This is a genomic window from Mycolicibacterium wolinskyi (assembly GCF_002101965.1).
In the GTDB taxonomy this organism is placed as follows: Bacteria; Actinomycetota; Actinomycetes; order Mycobacteriales; family Mycobacteriaceae; genus Mycobacterium; species Mycobacterium wolinskyi.
The window spans coordinates 111,315-128,856 of sequence record NZ_LQQA01000015.1 but is presented as its reverse complement, the minus strand read 5'-3'; the positions used below and the strand labels follow the sequence as shown (position 1 = coordinate 128,856).

Below are 17,542 nucleotides of genomic sequence, written 5' to 3'. Positions count from 1 at the left end.
ATGAATCCCGACAACTACCTGTATCTGTCGGCGCTTCTGTTCACCATCGGTGCGGCGGGGGTTCTGTTGCGGCGCAACGCCATCGTGATGTTCATGTGCGTCGAGCTGATGCTCAACGCGGCCAACCTGGCCTTCGTGGCATTCTCCCGTATGCACGGCCACCTCGACGGTCAGGTAGTGGCGTTCTTCACCATGGTGGTCGCCGCGTGCGAAGTCGTCATCGGCCTGGCCATCATCATGACGATCTTCCGCACCCGCCGGTCGGCCTCGGTCGACGACGCCAGTCTGCTGAAGAACTAAGGGCGCCATGTCACTTCCAGTGTGGTTGCTGATCGACCTGCCGATCACGGGCGCAGCGATCCTGCTGCTGGCCGGCCGGCGCGCGGACCGGTGGGGGCACCTGCTGGGTTGCGCCGCCGCGCTCTCGTCGTTCGTCGTGGGCGCGTTGTTGTTCGTCGACATGCTGGGGCGCCACGGGGAGGACCGCGCGGTCCACGAGAATCTGTTCTCGTGGGTTCCGGTGGCCGGCCTCCAGGTCGACTTCGGCCTGCAACTCGACGAACTGTCGATGTGTTTCGTGCTGTTGATCACCGGGGTGGGCTCGCTGATTCACATCTACTCGGTCGGCTACATGGCCCACGATCCGGACCGGAGAAGGTTTTTCGCGTATCTGAACCTGTTCCTCGCCGCCATGCTGCTGCTGGTTCTCGCCGACAACTACCTGGGCCTGTACGCCGGGTGGGAAGGTGTCGGCCTGGCGTCCTACCTGCTGATCGGGTTCTGGTCGCACAAGCCGTCAGCCGCCACCGCGGCCAAGAAGGCGTTCATCGTCAACCGCGTCGGCGATATGGGATTGGCCATCGCACTGATGGTCATGTTCGCCTCCGTCGGCTCGATCTCGTTCGCCGCCGTGTTCGGATCCGCCCCGGCACTCGCCGAACCGACACTCACCGCGATCGGTCTGCTCCTGCTGCTCGGCGCCTGCGGCAAGTCCGCCCAGGTCCCGCTGCAGTCCTGGCTCGGCGACGCGATGGAAGGTCCGACACCGGTGTCGGCGCTCATCCACGCGGCCACCATGGTGACAGCCGGTGTCTATCTGATCGTGCGGTCGGGGCCCATCTTCGATCTGGCGCCGGCGGCCCAGACCGGCGTCGTGCTCGTGGGTGCGGTCACGTTGTTGTTCGGCGCGATCATCGGCTGCGCGAAGGACGACATCAAGAAAGCCCTTGCCGCCTCGACCATGAGCCAGATCGGCTACATGGTGCTCGCCGCCGGGCTCGGCCCGGCCGGATACGCGTTCGCGATCATGCACCTGCTCACGCACGGCTTCTTCAAGGCCGGCCTGTTCCTCGGCGCCGGCTCGGTCATGCACGCGATGGACGACGAGGTCAACATGCGCCGCTACGGCGGCCTGCGCAAGGCCCTGCCGATAACGTTCGCGACATTCGGCCTGGGATATCTCGCGATCATCGGCGTGCCACCGCTGGCCGGGTTCTTCTCCAAAGACGGCATCATCGAGGCCGCGCTGGGTGCGGGCGGTGTCCGCGGCGTAATCCTCGGCGGTGCAGCCATATTGGGCGCGGGCATCACGGCGTTCTACATGACGCGCGTCATGCTGATGACCTTCTTCGGTGAAAAGCGCTGGGCCGACGGCGCACATCCGCATGAGGCACCTACCGTCATGACTTGGCCAATGATCCTGCTGGCCATCGGCTCGGTGGTCTCAGGTGGCGCACTGGCCATCGGCGGCACGCTGTCGCACTGGCTCGAACCGGTCGTCGGCACGCACGAGGCCCATCACGCGGTCCCGGTATGGGTCGTCACCATCGTGGTGCTCGCAGTCGTGGCGATCGGTATCGCCGTGGCTTACCGGATGTACGCGCAGCAGGCCGTGCCGGTCGAGATTCCGGAGGGTTCGGAGTTGACCGTGGCCGCGCGCCGCGACCTCTACGGCGACGCATTCAACGAGGCGGTGTTCATGCGGGGTGGCCAGGCCTTGACCGCGGCGATGGTGGTGGTCGACGACAAGGGCGTGGACGGGGCCGCCGGTGGGCTGGCCGCACTGGTGAGCCGAACCTCGAACGGCCTGCGGCAGTTGCAGACCGGGTTCGCCCGAAGTTACGCGCTGTCCATGCTCGGCGGCGCGGCCCTGGTGGTGGCGGCGATCCTGGCGGTCCGACTGTGGTGAATTCCTTCCCGTGGCTGACGGCCTTGTGGGCGACCCCGACCATCGGAGCCGCAGTCGTCATGCTGTTGCCTGCTGCCCAGCGGACATTGGCCAAGTGGCTCGCACTGGCGATCTCGGTGGCGGCCCTTGGCCTCACCATCGTGATCGCAGTCGGTTTCGATCCGGCCGGCGAGCAGTACCAGTTCGTCGAATCCCACCGCTGGATACCGTCGTTCGGGACCGGGTACATCCTGGGGGTCGACGGCATCGCCCTGGCTCTGATCGTGCTGACCGTCGTCCTGGTGCCGCTGCTGATCGTCGCCGGCTGGAACGACGCCGCCGGGCAGTCCGGGTTGGCGGGCCGGTCGGTGCAGGCCTACCTTGCACTCACGCTCGCCGTCGAGGGCATGGTGCTCATGTCCCTGGTCGCGCTGGACATCCTGCTGTTCTATGTGTTCTTCGAAGCGATGCTCATCCCGATGTACTTCCTGATCGGGGGCTTCGGCGGCGAGAACCGGTCCAGAGCGGCCGTGAAGTTCCTGCTGTACAACCTGTTCGGTGGATTGGTCATGCTGGCCGCGGTGATCGGGCTGTACGTGGTGACCGCGGGCAGCGACGCGTTCGCGTCAGGGACGTTCGACTTCCGCGAGATCGTCGCGGCTGTCTCATCCGGTGAGATGGTGATCAGCCCGGCCGTCGCGAATTTCCTGTTCCTCGGCTTCATGTTCGCGTTCGCGGTCAAGGCACCGCTGTGGCCGTTCCACCGATGGCTGCCCGACGCGGCAGTGGAGGCCACGCCGGCCAGTGCGGTGCTGATGATGGCGATCATGGACAAGGTCGGCACGTTCGGCATGTTGCGCTACTGCCTGCAGTTGTTCCCGGACGCATCAACATATTTCCGTCCCGTCGTGATCACGTTGGCGGTGATCGGCATCGTGTACGGCGCAATCCTGGCGATCGGTCAGGTCGACGTCATGCGGTTGATCGCCTACACGTCGATATCGCATTTCGGGTTCATCATCCTCGGGATCTTCGTGATGACCAGTCAGGGACAGTCCGGTTCGACGCTCTACATGGTCAACCACGGAATATCCACGGCCGCACTGTTCCTCATCGCTGGTTTCCTCGTGTCCCGGCGTGGCACCCGCCTGATCGACGCCTACGGCGGAGTCCAGAAAGTGGCGCCGGTGCTGGCCGGGACCTTCCTGGTCGCCGGCCTGGCCACCCTCTCGCTGCCCGGGCTGGCGCCGTTCATCAGCGAGTTCCTGGTTCTCATCGGGACATTCACGCGATATCCGGTTCTCGCGGTGTTCGCCGCGACAGCCCTCGTACTCTCGGCCGTCTACATTCTGTGGACTTATCAGCGGATGATGACCGGCCCGGTGCGCGACGGCCTCGCGGACGGTGAGCATCGGATCCGCGATCTGGTGCCGCGCGAACTCGTCGTGGTGGCACCGTTGATCGCCCTGTTGCTCGTGCTCGGCATCTACCCCAAGCCCGCACTCGACGTGATCAACCCGGCCGTCGAGCACACCATGACCACGATCGGTGAGACCGATCCACCGCCGAGTGCCCCGACCGTGGCAGAGGGGGGACGCTAGACATGGTCACACCCAGCATCGAGTACGGCCTGCTCTCCCCCATGCTGATCGTGTTCGGCGTGGCGGTCCTCGGCGTACTCATCGAAGCGTTCGCACCCCGCCAAGCCCGTTACGCCGCCCAGGTGACCATCGCCCTGGGCGGCTTGGTCGCGGCAGTGGTGGCCGTGGTGCTGGTGGCCCGCGACCTGCACGGCACGGCGGGCAAGCCGGCGGTGCTGGGCGCGGTCGTGCTCGACGCGCCTGCGCTGTTTCTGCAAGGCACGATCGCGTTGGTCGGCATTCTCGGAATCCTGCTGATCGCCGAACGGGAGAAGGTCAGCCAAACAGCCGACGGTGCACGAGGTTTGGACGGGTTCACGCCGCAGGCCTCGGCGGTGGCCGGCAGCGTCGCCGAGCAGCTCGCCACCAAGACCGGTGTGATGCAGACCGAGGTGTTCCCGCTGACCATGTTCGCGATCGGCGGCATGCTGCTGTTCCCGGCGGCCGACGATCTGCTGACCATGTTCATCGCGCTCGAGGTGCTGTCGCTGCCGCTGTACCTGCTGTGCGGGCTGGCCCGCCGGCGCCGGCTGCTGTCACAGGAAGCTGCGCTCAAATACTTTCTGCTCGGCGCATTCTCGTCGGCGTTCTTCCTGTACGGCGCGGCGATGCTGTACGGCTACTCGGGCACGCTGGACCTGGGCGGAATCGCCGACGCGGTCGATGCCGGTGCCGGCAACACACCGCTGGCGCTAATCGGCGTGGGTCTGCTGCTGGTCGGGGTGTTGTTCAAAGTCGGTGCGGTGCCATTTCATTCGTGGATACCCGACGTGTACCAGGGAGCGCCCACCGCGATCACCGCGTTCATGGCGGCCGCCACCAAAATCGCGGCGTTCGGCGCGATGCTGCGTATCTTCTATGTCGCGCTCCCCCAGCTACGCGACGATTGGCGGCCGGTGCTGTGGGCGATCGCGATCCTTACCATGGTGGTCGGCACCGTCACCGCGGTCACCCAGAACGACGTGAAGCGCATGCTGGCGTATTCGGCGGTCGCGCACTCGGGGTTCATCCTCACCGGCGTGATCGCCGCCAATGCCGCCGGGGTGTCGTCAACGCTGTTCTATCTGTTCGCCTACGGGTTCAGTACACTCGGCGCGTTCGCGGTGGTGGGGCTCGTGCGCAACGCCGCCGGCGACGAGGAGACCGCGATGTCGGCGTGGGCGGGGCTGGGCCGCCGCTATCCTCTTGTGGGCGTAGTGTTTTCGTTGTTCCTGCTGGCCTTCGCCGGTATCCCGTTGACGAGCGGATTCGTCAGCAAGTTCGCGGTGTTCAAGGCAGCGGGCGAAGGCGGGGCGATTCCGTTGGTGATCGTCGGCGTGATCGCCAGCGCGGTCGCGGCCTACTTCTACGTCCGGGTGATCGTGTTGATGTTCTTCACCGACCCGCCCGACGACGCACCCGAGGTGGTGGTGCCGAGCGGGCTCACGACCGCCGTCGTCACCGTCACCGCGGCAGTCACCTTCGTGCTCGGCGCACTGCCACAACCATTGCTGGACCTCGCCAACAACGCCGAGGCGTTCCTGCGCTGAACCTTCCCTGCGCGAGCAGACGCGCAGGCACCCGGGAATGCGCAATCCAGGGTGCCTCAGCGTCTGGTCGTGCGACCGAGGGCTACGTTCGATCCATGACCATCCTGCTGACCGCCGACCACGGCGCCGTCCGCGTAGTGACGATGAACCGTCCGGAGGCGCGTAACGCGCTGGGCGCGGAGTTGATCGAGGCGCTGTACATGGCGCTCGACGCCGCCGATTCCGATGAGGCGGTCCGGGCGGTCGTCTTGACCGGAACCGATCCCGCCTTCTGCGCGGGGATCGACCTCAAGCAGGCGCAGTCGCTCGGCCTCGAGTATTTCGAGCGGTTCCAGACGCACAACTGCATCACCAAGACCGGTCAGATGCGCACACCGATCATCGGGGCGATCAACGGTGCGACGTTCACCGGCGGGCTGGAAATGGCGTTGGGATGTGACTTCCTGATCGCCTCCGAGCGCGCCGTGTTCGCCGACACCCATGCTCGGGTGGGCATCCTGCCGGGCGGCGGTATGACGGCTCGGCTTCCCCATGTGGTGGGGGCCGCGATGGCACGCCGGCTGTCGATGACCGGTGAGGTTGTCGACGCGGTGCGCGCCGAACGCCTCGGTCTGGTGACCGAGGTGGTTCCTCACTCGCTACTCCTGGATCGGGCCCTCGAACTGGCCGGTCAGATCGCGGAGGTGCCCGGTCCGATCATGGCCGGGCTCAAGGAGATCTACGTGCGTGGCACCGATCCCGTCATCTCGCCCGCACTGGCCGCCGAACAGGAGATCGCCGGCGCCCAGAAACGCGACTTCGATGCACTCGGCGACCAGTACCGGGCCGTCACACAACGCAACAGGAACCAGATTGGCGGCTAAGCACCCGGTTCGATGATCGTCATGCCCTGCCCGGCAGGGTTGTCCATATCCGCCAGTGCAGCACCGGCGCCGTCGAGTCCGATCCGGCGTGTCACCAATTGCTCGGGATCCAGGGCACCCGACGCGAGGAGTTCGAGCATCGCGGGATAGTCGACGGCAGGCATCCCGTGCGATCCGAGGATCGCCAACTCCTGCGCGATCACCCGGTCCATCGGGAACGCGGTCTGGGCGGCCGCTCCGAGCAGCAGGCCTACCTGGATGTGCCGGCCGCGTCGGCGCAGTGAGGAAACCGACGCCGCGGCGAGGGCGGGATGACCGACGGCATCGATCCCGATGTGCACGCCACCGGTTCGCCGCACGATTTCGGTTGCCGTGTCGGGGGTTTCGTCGCCATTGACGAGCTCGTCGGCGCCGAGGCGCCCAGCGATCGCCAGCGCCTCGGCGCTGACGTCAATCGCGATGACCTTGGCTCCGAACGCTTTCGCGATCATCACCGCCGACAAACCAACCCCGCCACAGCCGTGGACCGCCACCCACTGCCCCGGCTGCACCCGTCCGTGTGTCACCACCGCGCGGAACGACGTGGCGAACCGGCACCCGAGCGACGCTGCCGCGACGAACGAGACGGTGTCGGGCAGGCGCACGAGGTTGAACTGAGCACGCGGTACCGCCACCTGCTGCGCGAACGTGCCCGGCAGAGTGAAACCGGGCTGCAGCTGATCGGGACACACCTGCGCGTCACCGGCGAGGCAGAATTCGCAGCGGCCGCAGCCGAGCACGAAGGGTGTGGTCACCCGATCGCCGACCTGCCAGCCGGACACGTCGGCGCCCACCGCCGCGATCACACCGGCGAATTCATGCCCGGGAATGATCGGCAACTCCACCGGATCGTGTCCGCGCCAGGCGTGCCAATCCGAACGGCACACCCCCGTGGCCGCCACCTCGACGATCACCCCATCGTCGGCACACTCCGGGTCGGCCACGTCGACAACTGCCGGTACCACGCCGACCTCGGGATAGACGACTGCACGCACCGTCTGATCGTACGTTCGCTCAGCGGTGTCGCTTGAGGATGAACTCGGCGATGCGCCCGCCCAATTCGGAATTCTTCGGTGTCGACATGTCCACCTGCCGACGTGCCTGCTCGATGACGGGTGTGCCGGGGTCGAGCACCTCCAGGTAAACCTTGTGCGCGGCAAGAGAATCCACGGCGACGTCGACATAGTCGTCGATCACCTCGCCGTGGGTGGGTTCCGGACCGTTCTCGAACAGCCACCGCGGCGGCGCGGCCAAGCTGTCAAAAGCCGCCGCGACGGCATGCGAGAACTCGATGTGATCGCTTTGGTTGGGTGCGTCGGGAGCCCAACTCGGCCCGCTGTAAATGGTGATGACGAGATCGGGAGCGATCGCGGTGATGGTTTCGGCGATCTTGGCGCGCAGTTCGGGAGTGTTGCGAATGGCGCTGTCCGGGAAGTCCCAGAACACCACGTCATCGACCCCGACGATCGCCGCGGACCGTCGCTGCTCACCTTCGCGTATCGGACCGGCCTGTTCGGCGGGCATTCCCGCGATACCGGCCTCTCCGCGTGATGCGAGCGCGTAATGGACGGACTTGCCCTCAGTCGTCCATTTCGCCACGGCCGCACCGATTCCGTATTCGGGGTCGTCGGGATGCGGCACCAGGACCAGTGCAGTACGCCAATCTGTCGGAAAGGGCTGGATATTCATGGCTGGCTCACTCGGGTGTTGTGGGCGGCGCGGATCAGCCACTGGCCGTTCCGCTTGACCATTACATAGGTAATGATGCCGGACCGGTCCTGCGCATCCGCTCCGGGCTGCACATGGTCGGGCCAAGACCAGTGCGTGTGTACCAGCACCGCACCCGGCGCCACGTCGGCGACCGAGACGACCTGCTGGCGGTAGTTGCGCTTTTGTGCGACAACGGATTCCGGGACGTCTTTATGGCCGGCGACGTTGGCGTCCCGCGAGGTCCACCACCGCCCGCTGTGCGCGACGAAATCGGAGTCGTCGGTGAAGTACTCACCCCACCGGTCCATATCGTGCGCGATCCACAAATCGGTGGTCGCGGCGATGACGGCCTTGATGTCCTGTTCATCTTTCGCGTTCACACGTCCAGTGTGAAACCTGAACAGTGATTGAGGTCAACCCTTGGTGACGCCATGCACCACGATCGCCGCGGTCTGCGCCACCCAGTCGTCGTCGAGGTCCCGATCGGGCCACAGCAGCATCCGCAGCATGGTGGCCCCGCCGATGATCTCGACCAGCCGATCAGGGTCCACGTCGGCGTGGACCTCGCCGCGTGCGATGCCGTCAACGATGCGCTCCCGTACGGCGGCGAACATGTCGGTGAACCGACCCATCACCCGGGCGTTGAGATCCGCATCCGCGGCGACGTCGGCCACCAACCCGGGCAACGCGGCGCGCACCACCGGGCTGGTGAACACGTCGCGAGCCGCGCCGATCATCGCGCGGACGTCGGCGGCGATGTCGCCGGCGGGCGTGGCAAGCGCGGTCGGGGCGGCGGGGAACACCGCTTCATGGACGAGCTCGGCCTTACTCGACCAGCGCCGGTACAGCGCTGTCTTCGTGGTCTGGGCCCGTTCCGCGACGGCGCCCATCGTGACGTTCGAATAACCGATTTCCACAAGCAGATCCGCGGTGGCGCGCAATATGGCAGCGTCGATACGTGGGTCGCGGGGACGTCCTGCGCCGGCAGTCTTGCCAACGATTGATGGCTCTGCTTTCATAACGCTACTAACAGTATCGTAATTGCGGTCGTAAGGAAGAATCGCATGGCACATGAACCGGCTGTCGAAGATGTCAGCCGCCTGCAGCATTCGAGTCGCGACGTCACCACCCTGCCGGTCGCTCTGGCGGACTGGCTCTCGACGGTGTTGCCCGGCGGGGCCAACCCACAGGTCACCGTCGAGAGCGGGGTGGATTCCAACGGCATGTCGTCGGAGACCATCCTGCTCACCGCACGCTGGGACGAGGACGGCTCACCCGTCGAGCAGCGCCTCGTCGCGCGCGTCGCACCGACCGACGAGGACGTCCCGGTGTTCTCGTCGTACCGGCTCGATCACCAATTCGAGCTGATGCGTCAGGTCGCCGAACTCACCGACGTCCCGGTCCCGCGGGTGCGCTGGCTGGAGACCACCGGCGCGGTGCTGGGGACGCCGTTCTTCCTCATGGACCGTGTCGACGGCGTCGTGCCGCCCGACGTGATGCCCTATACGTTCGGCGACAACTGGTTCTTCGACGCACCGGCCGAACGGCGTCGCGAACTTCAGGACAGCACTGTAGCCGTGCTGGCCAAGCTGCATTCGATTCCCGACGCGCAGAACCGGTTCGGGTTCCTCACCGAAGTGGACCCGCCCGGCGACACCCCGCTGCACCGGCACTTCGGCTGGCTCAAGGAATGGTACGAGTTCTCCGTCCCCGACATCGGGCGTTCCCCGCTGGTCGAACAGGCGCTGGCATGGCTCCAAGAGCACTTCCCGGAGGACGTCGCCGCCTCCGAACCGGTGCTGGCATGGGGTGATTCACGCATCGGCAACGTGCTCTACGACGACTTCCGGCCGGTCGCGGTGCTGGACTGGGAGATGGCCACCGTCGGCCCCCGTGAACTCGACGTGGCCTGGATCATCTTCGCGCACATGGTGTTCCAGGAACTGTCCGGCTTGGCCGGGCTGCCCGGACTGCCCGATGTCATGCGCGAGGACGATGTGCGGGCCACCTACCAGGAACTGACCGGCGCCCGGCTCGGCGACCTGAAGTGGTTCTACATCTACTCCGGGGTGATCTGGTGTTGCGTGTTCATGCGAACGTCGGCCCGCAGGGTGCGGTTCGGCGAGATGGAAAAGCCCGACGACGTCGAGTCGACCTTCTACCACGCGTCTCTGCTGCGCCGACTGATCGAGGAGTCCTAGATGCTCGGGCCGATGGATGAGTTTCCGGTACACCAGGTTCCGCAGCCGATCGCGTGGCCAGGCTCGTCCGACCGGAACTTCTACGACCGCTCATACTTCAACGCGCATGACCGCACCGGCGACATCTTCGTCATCACGGGCATCGGCTATTACCCGAACCTCGGGGTGAAGGATGCGTTTCTGCTGGTGCGCCGCGGCGACACCCAGACCGCTGTGCATCTGTCCGATGCGATCGACCAGGACCGGCTCAACCAGCACGTGATGGGCTACCGCGTCGACGTCGAGCAACCGCTGCACAAGCTGCGTATCACACTCGACGAGACCGAGGGCATCTCGGCCGATTTCGCGTGGAACGGGTTGTTCGACGTCGTCCAGGAACAACCGCACATCCTGCGCTCGGGTAACCGAGTCACCCTGAACGCTCAGCGGTTCGCTCAATTTGGTTCGTGGAGCGGACATTTGACGATCGACGGCGAGCGCATCGCCGTCGACCCCGCCAGCTGGATCGGATCACGCGACCGGTCATGGGGCATCCGCCCGATCGGTGAGGCCGAGCCCGCGGGCCGACCCGCCGATCCACCGTTCGAGGGCATGTGGTGGCTGTACGTGCCGATGGCGTTCGACGAGTTCTCGATCGTCATCATCATCCAGGAGGAGCCAAACGGGTTCCGATCGCTCAACGACTGCACGAGGATCTGGAAGGACGGCCGTATCGAGCAGCTTGGTTGGCCGCGCATCAAGATTCACTACCGGTCGGGAACTCGTATTCCCACCGGGGCCACGATCGACGCCACCGCAGCCGACGGTTCGCCCGTCCGGTTCGACGTGGAATCCAAACTGCCCGTGCCGATTCACGTCGGCGGCGGCTACGGCGGCGACTCCGACTGGATTCACGGCGTGTGGAAGGGCGAGAAGTTCACCGAGCGACTCACCTACGACATGAACGATCCGGCGATCATCGGCCGGTCCGGGTTCGGCGTCATCGACCATGTCGGCCGTGCGGTGTGCACAGAAGGCGATACTCCGCCGGCCGAGGGTTGGGGGCTGTTCGAGCATGGCGCGCTCGGGCGGCATGATCCGTCAGGTTTTGCCGACTGGTTGACGGTCGCGCCATAGCTGCGTGATTGCAAGTTTTCGCGGATTGTCACTTTTCCGCGGATTGTCACGCTAGCGTGGCGCTCGACCGCGCGCGTCACTCTGGCGTGACAACTGCACCCTAAGCACACGCTTGACGGGCCTATCCCCCGCCCATTGTCACGCCAGCGTGACTCTCGACCACCCACGTCACTCTGGCGTGACAACCGCGCCAAGCCCTAAGCACACTCGCCCAAGCCATCACGCCGCCCAGAACAAGGCCGCCGCACCGACGACCTCGACCAAGCAGTAGAACCAGTTGGGGTAGAACGCGGTCCGTTCATCGAAAATCGCCGAGACGCTACGGCCGACTGCCATTCCGGCCAGGGCAGCGCCGACGGTAACGAGGATCCCCGTCCGTATGTCCCCCGGCGTGGCGGCCGCATAGGCCAGCACCGCCGAGATCGCGAGGCCGAAACCGCCATACACACCACGCACTTCCGCACGAGACGCCCCCGTTTTGAGCGTGTAGTCGAACGGACGCAGCATCGCCTGCGGAGCGGCCAACGCGTACACACCCATGCCGAGGAAGAACACCCCGACGACGATCACTGCGACAACCACGGTAGCCTCCTGATCAGTTGTCCGATCAGCATGCAGACTGAATCCATGTCAGCGCTTCCACAAACCTGCTATCCGGCGGTGTGGCTGTGGCCGGGGCAGGCTCTTTACTCCGGGCCCGGCCTGGGGTTGGAACCGCACTCCGGATCGGTGTGGTGTCTGGCAGTAGGCGTCGACGCGCCGTTGACGGTGATTGTCGATGGCGAGATGGTCGTCGCGCGGACGGTGCTGATCCCACCGCGATTGACCCATCACCTCGTGATGACCGGACCCCTCGTGTCCTGCTACCTGGATCCAGCCTCACACCGCGCGGCATCGTGCCGGCAGCAGTTCGACGCGACGCATCACGGCATTGGGGTCGGCCACCGGGCCGAGGACCTGCTGCTGGTACCACCGGACGACGACCGTGCCGCACTGCGCTGGTTGGACACGGCGGCGCCATCGGCGGTGCACGATATCGATCCACGTATTGAGGTGGCCGCCAAGCAGATTCGCGAAGATCCTGCCGCTGATGTGTCGGCCCGCGAGCTGGCGGCGACGGTGGGACTGTCCGAATCGCGGTTCCTGCATCTGTTCCGGCAGGAGATCGGTTCGAGTCTGCGCCGCTACCGGCTGTGGAGTCGGCTGTTACGGGCGGGCGCCGAGATCGCTGCCGGGCGGAACCTCACCACTGCCGCCGTCGCGGCGGGCTTCGCCAGCCCGTCACACCTCGCCGACCGGTTCAAGACGACGTTCGGGCTTTCTGCGACACAGCTTCTCGCGACGGGCTTGACGGTCCGGATACCGTGACGAGCGACCGCTGAATGTCGGGGATTCACGGCGTGTCGGCGTACAAACACGGTCGCTCGCGGTGCCAACGCCCCAAGGCACCCGCGGTGCCAAGCACCCAGAAAAAACTAGGCGACGGACTGCGCGGCGGGGGCGCGGCCGAAGACCATCGACTCCTCGATGCGGTCGAACCGGTGGTCGATGGCATCGAGAATGTAGTTGTGGCGGACGTGCCATGGACGTCGGGTTCCGGAGCGCGGCAACGCATGTTCGGATCGCTGGATGTAGCCCGCCTCGAGGTCCCACGTCCGTTTCTCCGGCATGGGGACCGCGCCCTTGTGCGGGTAGGCATGGGTGTAGCCGTGAGAACCCATGTACGCCAACAGCTTCGCGACCGCACGTGCCGTCATGTCGGCGCGCAGCGTCCATGACGCGTTGGTGTAGCCGATGCACCACGCCATGTTGGGGACATCTTCGAGGAGGAATTCTTTGTAAACGAACCGTTCGGTCGGCTTGACCTCGGTGCCGTCGACCCGCAGTGCGATACCGCCGAGTGCCTGGAGTTGCAGCCCGGTGGCGGTGACGATCACGTCGGCGTCGATGCGGTTGCCGGACTTGAGGACGATGCCGTCGGCGTCGACGTGGTCGATGTGATCGGTCACCACTTCGGTACGGCCGTCGCTGATGTGCTCGAACAGGTCGCCGTCGAGGACAAGGCACATGCGCTGATCCCAGGGGTTGTAGCGCGGCTTGAAATGGACGTCGACCGGGTAACCCGGCGGCAGCGCGGCCGTGTTCCGGTTGCGGATCAGCCACCGCCCCGCCTTGGGCGCCTTGCGGAAGAAGAAGTACATCAACACGTGCACCATCGCGTTGCGGAACCGCACGACTTGATGAGACAGCCTGCGCGGCAATATTTTCCGGATGGCCTGCACCATCAGGTCGATCCGGGCCATCGACATCATGTAGGTCGGTGAACGCTGCAGCATCGTCACGTGCCCGGCCTGTTTGGCGAGCGCCGGGATCAGGCTGATGGCCGTGGCGCCGCTACCGATGACGACGACGCGCTTGCCGGTGTAGTCCAGCGACTCGGGCCAGAACTGCGGGTGCACGACGTCGCCGCGGAAGTTCTCGATGCCGGGGAACTCCGGGGTGTACGGCTCGTCGTAGTTGTAATAACCGGTACCGAAGAACACGAACCGCGCGCGGTAGTCCTTGGCTTCACCGTCCCGTTCGGTGTGCAGGGTCCAGGTATCGGTGGCCGAGTCCCAATCCGCCGACAGCACATGGGTGTTGAACCGGATATGACGGTCGATGCCGTGCTTGTGGGCTGTCTGCGTGAGGTATTCGCGAATATCGGCGCCGTCGGCCACGTTCTCGGGCCGGGTCCACGGCTCGTACGGGTAACTCAGCGTGAAGATGTCGCTGTCGGACCGAATGCCCGGATAGCGGAACAGGTCCCAGGTGCCGCCGATGCGTGCACGGCGTTCCAGCAGCGTGTAGGTCAACCCTGGGCATTTCTCGTGGATGCGGTAGGCCGCGCCCAATCCCGATATGCCCGCGCCGACGATGAGCACGTCCGAATATTCCGGGTCTCCCGGCTCGTTGGCACCCATGGCGAACCTCCTTTGGTCCCGCTGCGTACCACCACATTAGGTGCTCAGGTGGCCAGCGCGTCAACGATCTGCGCGAGCGAATCCACCGCGATCGGACCGGGCTGGTACAGACAGATCCGGTCCGACACACCGGCGACCCGATCGGCGATGTGTGTGGCGATCTCGGCGGGGCTACCGCATGCCGCGATGGTGTGCAGCACCTTGTCGTCGATCAGCGAACCCATCTCCAGCCAGCGGCCCTGCTTGGACAGCGCGTTCAACTCGGGCTGCAACTCACCCCAGCCGTGCACGTCGAGCACCGGCCGATACGCCGGGGTGGACCCGTAGAACGCCAGCAGCCGGCGTGCCGCGTCGTGGTCGTCGCCGACCGACACAATGATCTCCGGCACGACGGCGAAGGCGTCCGGATCGCGGTTCGCGGCGGCCAGGCCGGCACGCACCGCAGGCATCGTCACCTCGTTCAAGAACCGCTTGGAGCCGAACGGCATCACCAGCAGGCCGTCGGCCAGCTCGGCGGTGGCGCGGGTGAGCCGAGGCCCGAGCGCACCGACGTAGATCGGTGGCGGACCGTACGGGTTGGCGCCGGGGCTGAACGTGGGCGTCATGAGCGTGTGCCGGTAGAACTCGCCGCGGAAATCAAGCCGCTCGCCGGTTTGCCATGCGGCGAAGATGGCTCGCAGCGCCCCGATGAGTTCGCTCATTCTGGCCACCGGCCGGTCGAAGTCGGCGCCGAACCGTTTCTCGATCTGCGTGCGGATCTGCGTGCCCAGTCCGAGGGTGAACCGGCCGCCGGACAGCAGCTGGTGGTCGATCGCCTGGTGTGCCAGATGAATCGGGTTGCGCGGAAATGCGATTGCCACATTGGTCATGAGGTCGAGTCCACCCACCGTGGCGGCCAGAGTCAGCGGCGCGAACACATCGTGCGGGCCTTCGAACGTGAACACCCCGCTCGCCCCGGCCTCGCGCAGGGCTTGCGCCCGCTCAATTGCATCCATCGGCCCGAACAACGCCGTCATGACCTTCACGCCGTGAGAGCCTAGTCACGTGAGCATTCCACCGAGTGCCGATGTCGTCATCGTGGGAGCAGGCTTCGCCGGGCTCTCGGCCGCCCGCGAATTGGTCCGCCTCGGCCACAAGGTGGTGGTGCTCGAGGGCCGCGACCGGGTGGGTGGCCGCTCGTCGACCGCCACGGTCGCCGGGGTGCCGGTGGACATGGGCGGCACGTTCGTCGGCCCGACCCAGGATGCCGTCCTGGCTCTCGCCGCCGAACTCGGCTGCCAGACCGTCCCCACCCACAGCCGCGGCAAGAACCTGATCCGCTGGCACGGCAAGGTGCGGTCCTACCGCAGCACGATCCCGCGCCTGTCGATCCTGGAACTGCTCGACGTGTCCCGCATCCAGTGGCGGTTCGAGCGCTTGTGCCGCGGTATCCGCGTCGACGAGCCATGGAGCGGCCCCCAGGCGCACAAGCTCGACAAGATCAGCTTGGAACGGTGGCTGCGCTCGCTGCATGCGAGCGCGTCGACGCGGAACCTGATGGCCATCATGTCGCGGGTCACGTGGGGCGCCGAACCGGAGGCGGTGTCGATGCTGCACGCCGTGCGCTACGTGAAGGCTGCCGGTGGGCTGGACCGGCTGCTCGACGTCAGGGGCGGTGCGCAGCAGGACCGGTTCCCCGAGGGCACTCAGCAGATCGCCGTGCGTATGGCCGACGAGCTGGGCGACCGCGTCGTGCTGAAGGCGCCCGTCGAGCGAATCGAGCGGCTCGCCGACGGGACGGTGGCGGTCAGCTGCCCGGACGGCCATGTGAGCGCTCGGGCGGTGATCGTGGCGATCGCACCGCAACACCGCTCGGGTATCGAGTTCGACCCGCCGCTGCCCGAGCACTATGACAAGTTGGCGGCGCACTGGCCGCAGGGCAGCCTGAGCAAGGCGTACGCGGCCTATGACCGCCCGTACTGGCGCGCCAACGGCTGTTCGGGCGAGGCGCTCTCCGACGAGGGTCCGGTGTTCATCACGTTCGATGTCAGCCCCGGCGACGACGGCCCTGGCATCCTGCTCGGCTTCACCGACTCCCGGTCGTTCGACGAGCTGCCGCCAGAGCAGCGCCGCGAGCAGGCACTCGCCGGGTTCGCCGCCTTGTTCGGCGACGCCGCGCTCAATCCCATCGACTACGTCGATCATTGTTGGGGCACAGAAGAATTCGCACCCGGCGGACCGACGGCGGCAGTACCGCCGGGGTCATGGACACGCTACGGGCAGTGGTTGCGCCGGCCCGTCGACGCCATCTATTGGGCGGGCACGGAAACCGCCGACGCCTGGACCGGATTCCTCGACGGCGCCGTGCGCTCCGGCCGCCGGGCGGCCGGCGAGGTGGCCGAGCGGCTGTCTAGCTGATCCGCTGTGTGGCCGTCACCGACTCGGCCAGTGACCGCAACTGAGCATTGACGTCGTCGGGGCGTTCGAGGATTGCGCAGTGCCCGCCGCCCAACTCGACGAACCCGGCCAGATTGGGGGCGTCGGCGGCGATGCGCCGCGACGCGTTGATCGGCAGCAACCGGTCTTTCGCGCTGCCGATCACGAGCGTCGGCACCGTGAGGTTGCGTAGCGAGATGTGCTTGGGGCCGAGGTTGTCGACGAGTACGCGCGTCCAGGCTCCGCGGCCGACCGGCGGTGTCGCGGCGAACAGTTGGTAGACGAAGTCGGCGACCCACGGCTCGGCGTCCCGGCCGACCGCGAGCTGCGCGACGAAGCGCTTGTTGGGCCCCTCGGCCATCTTCGGCATGCGGGTGCTGCCGAATGTCCGCAACACCGTCCCGGCGGTGCGGATCCGGGTCGCCGTCAGGCGGGCGGGCACCTGGGCCAGCTGCACGTCGCGCAGCAGGTCGCCGGTGCTGGTGTTGATCAGGGCGACGGCGTCCGCGCACGACTGAACACGGTTCGGGTAGCGCTGCGACCACGACGTGATCGCGATCCCGCCCATCGAATGACCGGCGATGACAGCGTGCTCGCCAGGATTCAGCGTGGCGTCGAGCACCGCGTCCAGGTCGGCGGCCAGGTGGTTGAGGCTGTAGCGGTTGCGGCTGCGGGGCGTCTCGCTGCGGCCGTGCCCGCGGTGGTCATAGGCGATGACCCGGTAATCGCCGGCCAGGTCGGCGATCTGATGAGCCCAGACTTCGATGGCGCACGTGATGCCGTGTGCCAGCACGATCGGATAGCCATCCTCCGGCCCGAATACCTCTGCGTGCAGCTTGACCCCATCGACGGCACGCACCTCGACGGTGCGTCCGGAAGGTAGCTGGGGAAGAGACATG

At 66.3% G+C, this 17,542-nt stretch carries 17 protein-coding genes; 9 read left to right on the top strand and 8 right to left on the bottom strand.

Translation table 11 applies throughout. The features are described 5' to 3' along the window. From nuoK to AWC31_RS14975, 5 genes are all read left to right on the top strand, one after another. Nucleotides 1–300 (top strand): NADH-quinone oxidoreductase subunit NuoK, encoded by a 300-nt coding sequence (gene nuoK, locus AWC31_RS14995; protein WP_085144960.1) that lies wholly within the window; start codon nucleotides 1–3, stop codon nucleotides 298–300. 7 nt (nucleotides 301–307) lie between these two features. Beyond that, nucleotides 308–2,188 (top strand): NADH-quinone oxidoreductase subunit L, encoded by a 1,881-nt coding sequence (gene nuoL / locus AWC31_RS14990; RefSeq protein ID WP_085144959.1) that lies wholly within the window; start codon nucleotides 308–310, stop codon nucleotides 2,186–2,188. After that, nucleotides 2,182–3,768: an NADH-quinone oxidoreductase subunit M gene (locus AWC31_RS14985; RefSeq protein WP_085144958.1), complete on the top strand. Its 1,587-nt coding sequence runs from the start codon at nucleotides 2,182–2,184 to the stop codon at nucleotides 3,766–3,768. Before nuoL ends, AWC31_RS14985 begins: the two co-directional genes overlap by 7 nt. A 2-nt stretch (nucleotides 3,769–3,770) precedes the next feature. Further along, entirely contained in the window at nucleotides 3,771–5,336 is a 1,566-nt protein-coding gene (gene nuoN, locus AWC31_RS14980; RefSeq protein WP_085144957.1) for an NADH-quinone oxidoreductase subunit NuoN, read from the top strand. A 95-nt stretch (nucleotides 5,337–5,431) separates the two neighbouring features. Beyond that, complete coding sequence (locus AWC31_RS14975) at nucleotides 5,432–6,199, top strand: enoyl-CoA hydratase (protein ID WP_085144956.1); 768 nt, start codon at nucleotides 5,432–5,434, stop codon at nucleotides 6,197–6,199. Here the strand turns inward: AWC31_RS14975 and AWC31_RS14970 are convergent. The 4 genes from AWC31_RS14970 to AWC31_RS14955 are packed head-to-tail and all read right to left on the bottom strand — an operon-like array spanning nucleotide 6,196 to nucleotide 8,967. After that, on the bottom strand, nucleotides 6,196–7,233 hold the full coding sequence (locus AWC31_RS14970) for a zinc-dependent alcohol dehydrogenase family protein (RefSeq protein ID WP_085144955.1): 1,038 nt from the start codon (nucleotides 7,231–7,233) through the stop codon (nucleotides 6,196–6,198). The genes AWC31_RS14975 and AWC31_RS14970 overlap by 4 nt on opposite strands. A gap of 19 nt (nucleotides 7,234–7,252) precedes the next feature. After that, nucleotides 7,253–7,927 (bottom strand): PIG-L deacetylase family protein, encoded by a 675-nt coding sequence (locus AWC31_RS14965; protein WP_085144954.1) that lies wholly within the window; start codon nucleotides 7,925–7,927, stop codon nucleotides 7,253–7,255. After that, entirely contained in the window at nucleotides 7,924–8,328 is a 405-nt protein-coding gene (locus AWC31_RS14960) for a YybH family protein (protein ID WP_085144953.1), read from the bottom strand. The genes AWC31_RS14965 and AWC31_RS14960 overlap by 4 nt, the downstream gene beginning before the upstream one ends. Before the next feature lie 33 nt (nucleotides 8,329–8,361). Continuing rightward, a complete protein-coding gene (locus tag AWC31_RS14955) occupies nucleotides 8,362–8,967 on the bottom strand; it encodes a TetR/AcrR family transcriptional regulator (RefSeq protein WP_067856591.1) in 606 nt (201 codons plus the stop codon). A 45-nt stretch (nucleotides 8,968–9,012) separates the two neighbouring features. Between AWC31_RS14955 and AWC31_RS14950 the strand changes: the two genes are divergently transcribed. Both AWC31_RS14950 and AWC31_RS14945 read left to right on the top strand, forming a co-directional pair. After that, the gene (locus AWC31_RS14950) at nucleotides 9,013–10,149 is read left to right on the top strand and encodes a phosphotransferase family protein (protein ID WP_085144952.1); all 1,137 of its coding nucleotides are present in this window, start codon (nucleotides 9,013–9,015) and stop codon (nucleotides 10,147–10,149) included. Next, nucleotides 10,150–11,265, top strand: a complete 1,116-nt coding sequence (locus AWC31_RS14945) for an Rv3169 family protein (RefSeq protein WP_085144951.1) — start codon at nucleotides 10,150–10,152, stop codon at nucleotides 11,263–11,265. Nucleotides 11,266–11,484: 219 nt separating this feature from the next. Here the strand turns inward: AWC31_RS14945 and AWC31_RS14940 are convergent, their stop codons facing one another. Next, nucleotides 11,485–11,847, bottom strand: coding sequence for a DUF4345 domain-containing protein (locus AWC31_RS14940; protein ID WP_085144950.1), 363 nt, complete (start codon nucleotides 11,845–11,847; stop codon nucleotides 11,485–11,487). A gap of 45 nt (nucleotides 11,848–11,892) precedes the next feature. Between AWC31_RS14940 and AWC31_RS14935 the strand changes: the two genes are divergently transcribed. Beyond that, complete coding sequence (locus tag AWC31_RS14935; protein ID WP_234816863.1) at nucleotides 11,893–12,633, top strand: AraC family transcriptional regulator; 741 nt, start codon at nucleotides 11,893–11,895, stop codon at nucleotides 12,631–12,633. A 107-nt stretch (nucleotides 12,634–12,740) separates the two neighbouring features. Here AWC31_RS14935 and AWC31_RS14930 read toward each other — a convergent pair whose 3' ends face one another. Continuing rightward, nucleotides 12,741–14,228: a flavin-containing monooxygenase gene (locus tag AWC31_RS14930; RefSeq protein ID WP_085144948.1), complete on the bottom strand. Its 1,488-nt coding sequence runs from the start codon at nucleotides 14,226–14,228 to the stop codon at nucleotides 12,741–12,743. A 44-nt stretch (nucleotides 14,229–14,272) separates the two neighbouring features. After that, the gene (locus AWC31_RS14925) at nucleotides 14,273–15,244 is read right to left on the bottom strand and encodes an LLM class F420-dependent oxidoreductase (RefSeq protein ID WP_085145467.1); all 972 of its coding nucleotides are present in this window, start codon (nucleotides 15,242–15,244) and stop codon (nucleotides 14,273–14,275) included. Between the two features lie 28 nt (nucleotides 15,245–15,272). Here AWC31_RS14925 and AWC31_RS14920 point away from each other — a divergent pair, with 28 nt between their 5' ends. Next, nucleotides 15,273–16,625: a flavin monoamine oxidase family protein gene (locus tag AWC31_RS14920; RefSeq protein ID WP_085144947.1), complete on the top strand. Its 1,353-nt coding sequence runs from the start codon at nucleotides 15,273–15,275 to the stop codon at nucleotides 16,623–16,625. Here AWC31_RS14920 and AWC31_RS14915 read toward each other — a convergent pair. Beyond that, on the bottom strand, nucleotides 16,618–17,541 hold the full coding sequence (locus AWC31_RS14915) for an alpha/beta fold hydrolase (protein ID WP_085145466.1): 924 nt from the start codon (nucleotides 17,539–17,541) through the stop codon (nucleotides 16,618–16,620). The two genes, AWC31_RS14920 and AWC31_RS14915, sit on opposite strands and share 8 nt — an antisense overlap. Nucleotide 17,542 lies beyond the last annotated feature (1 nt).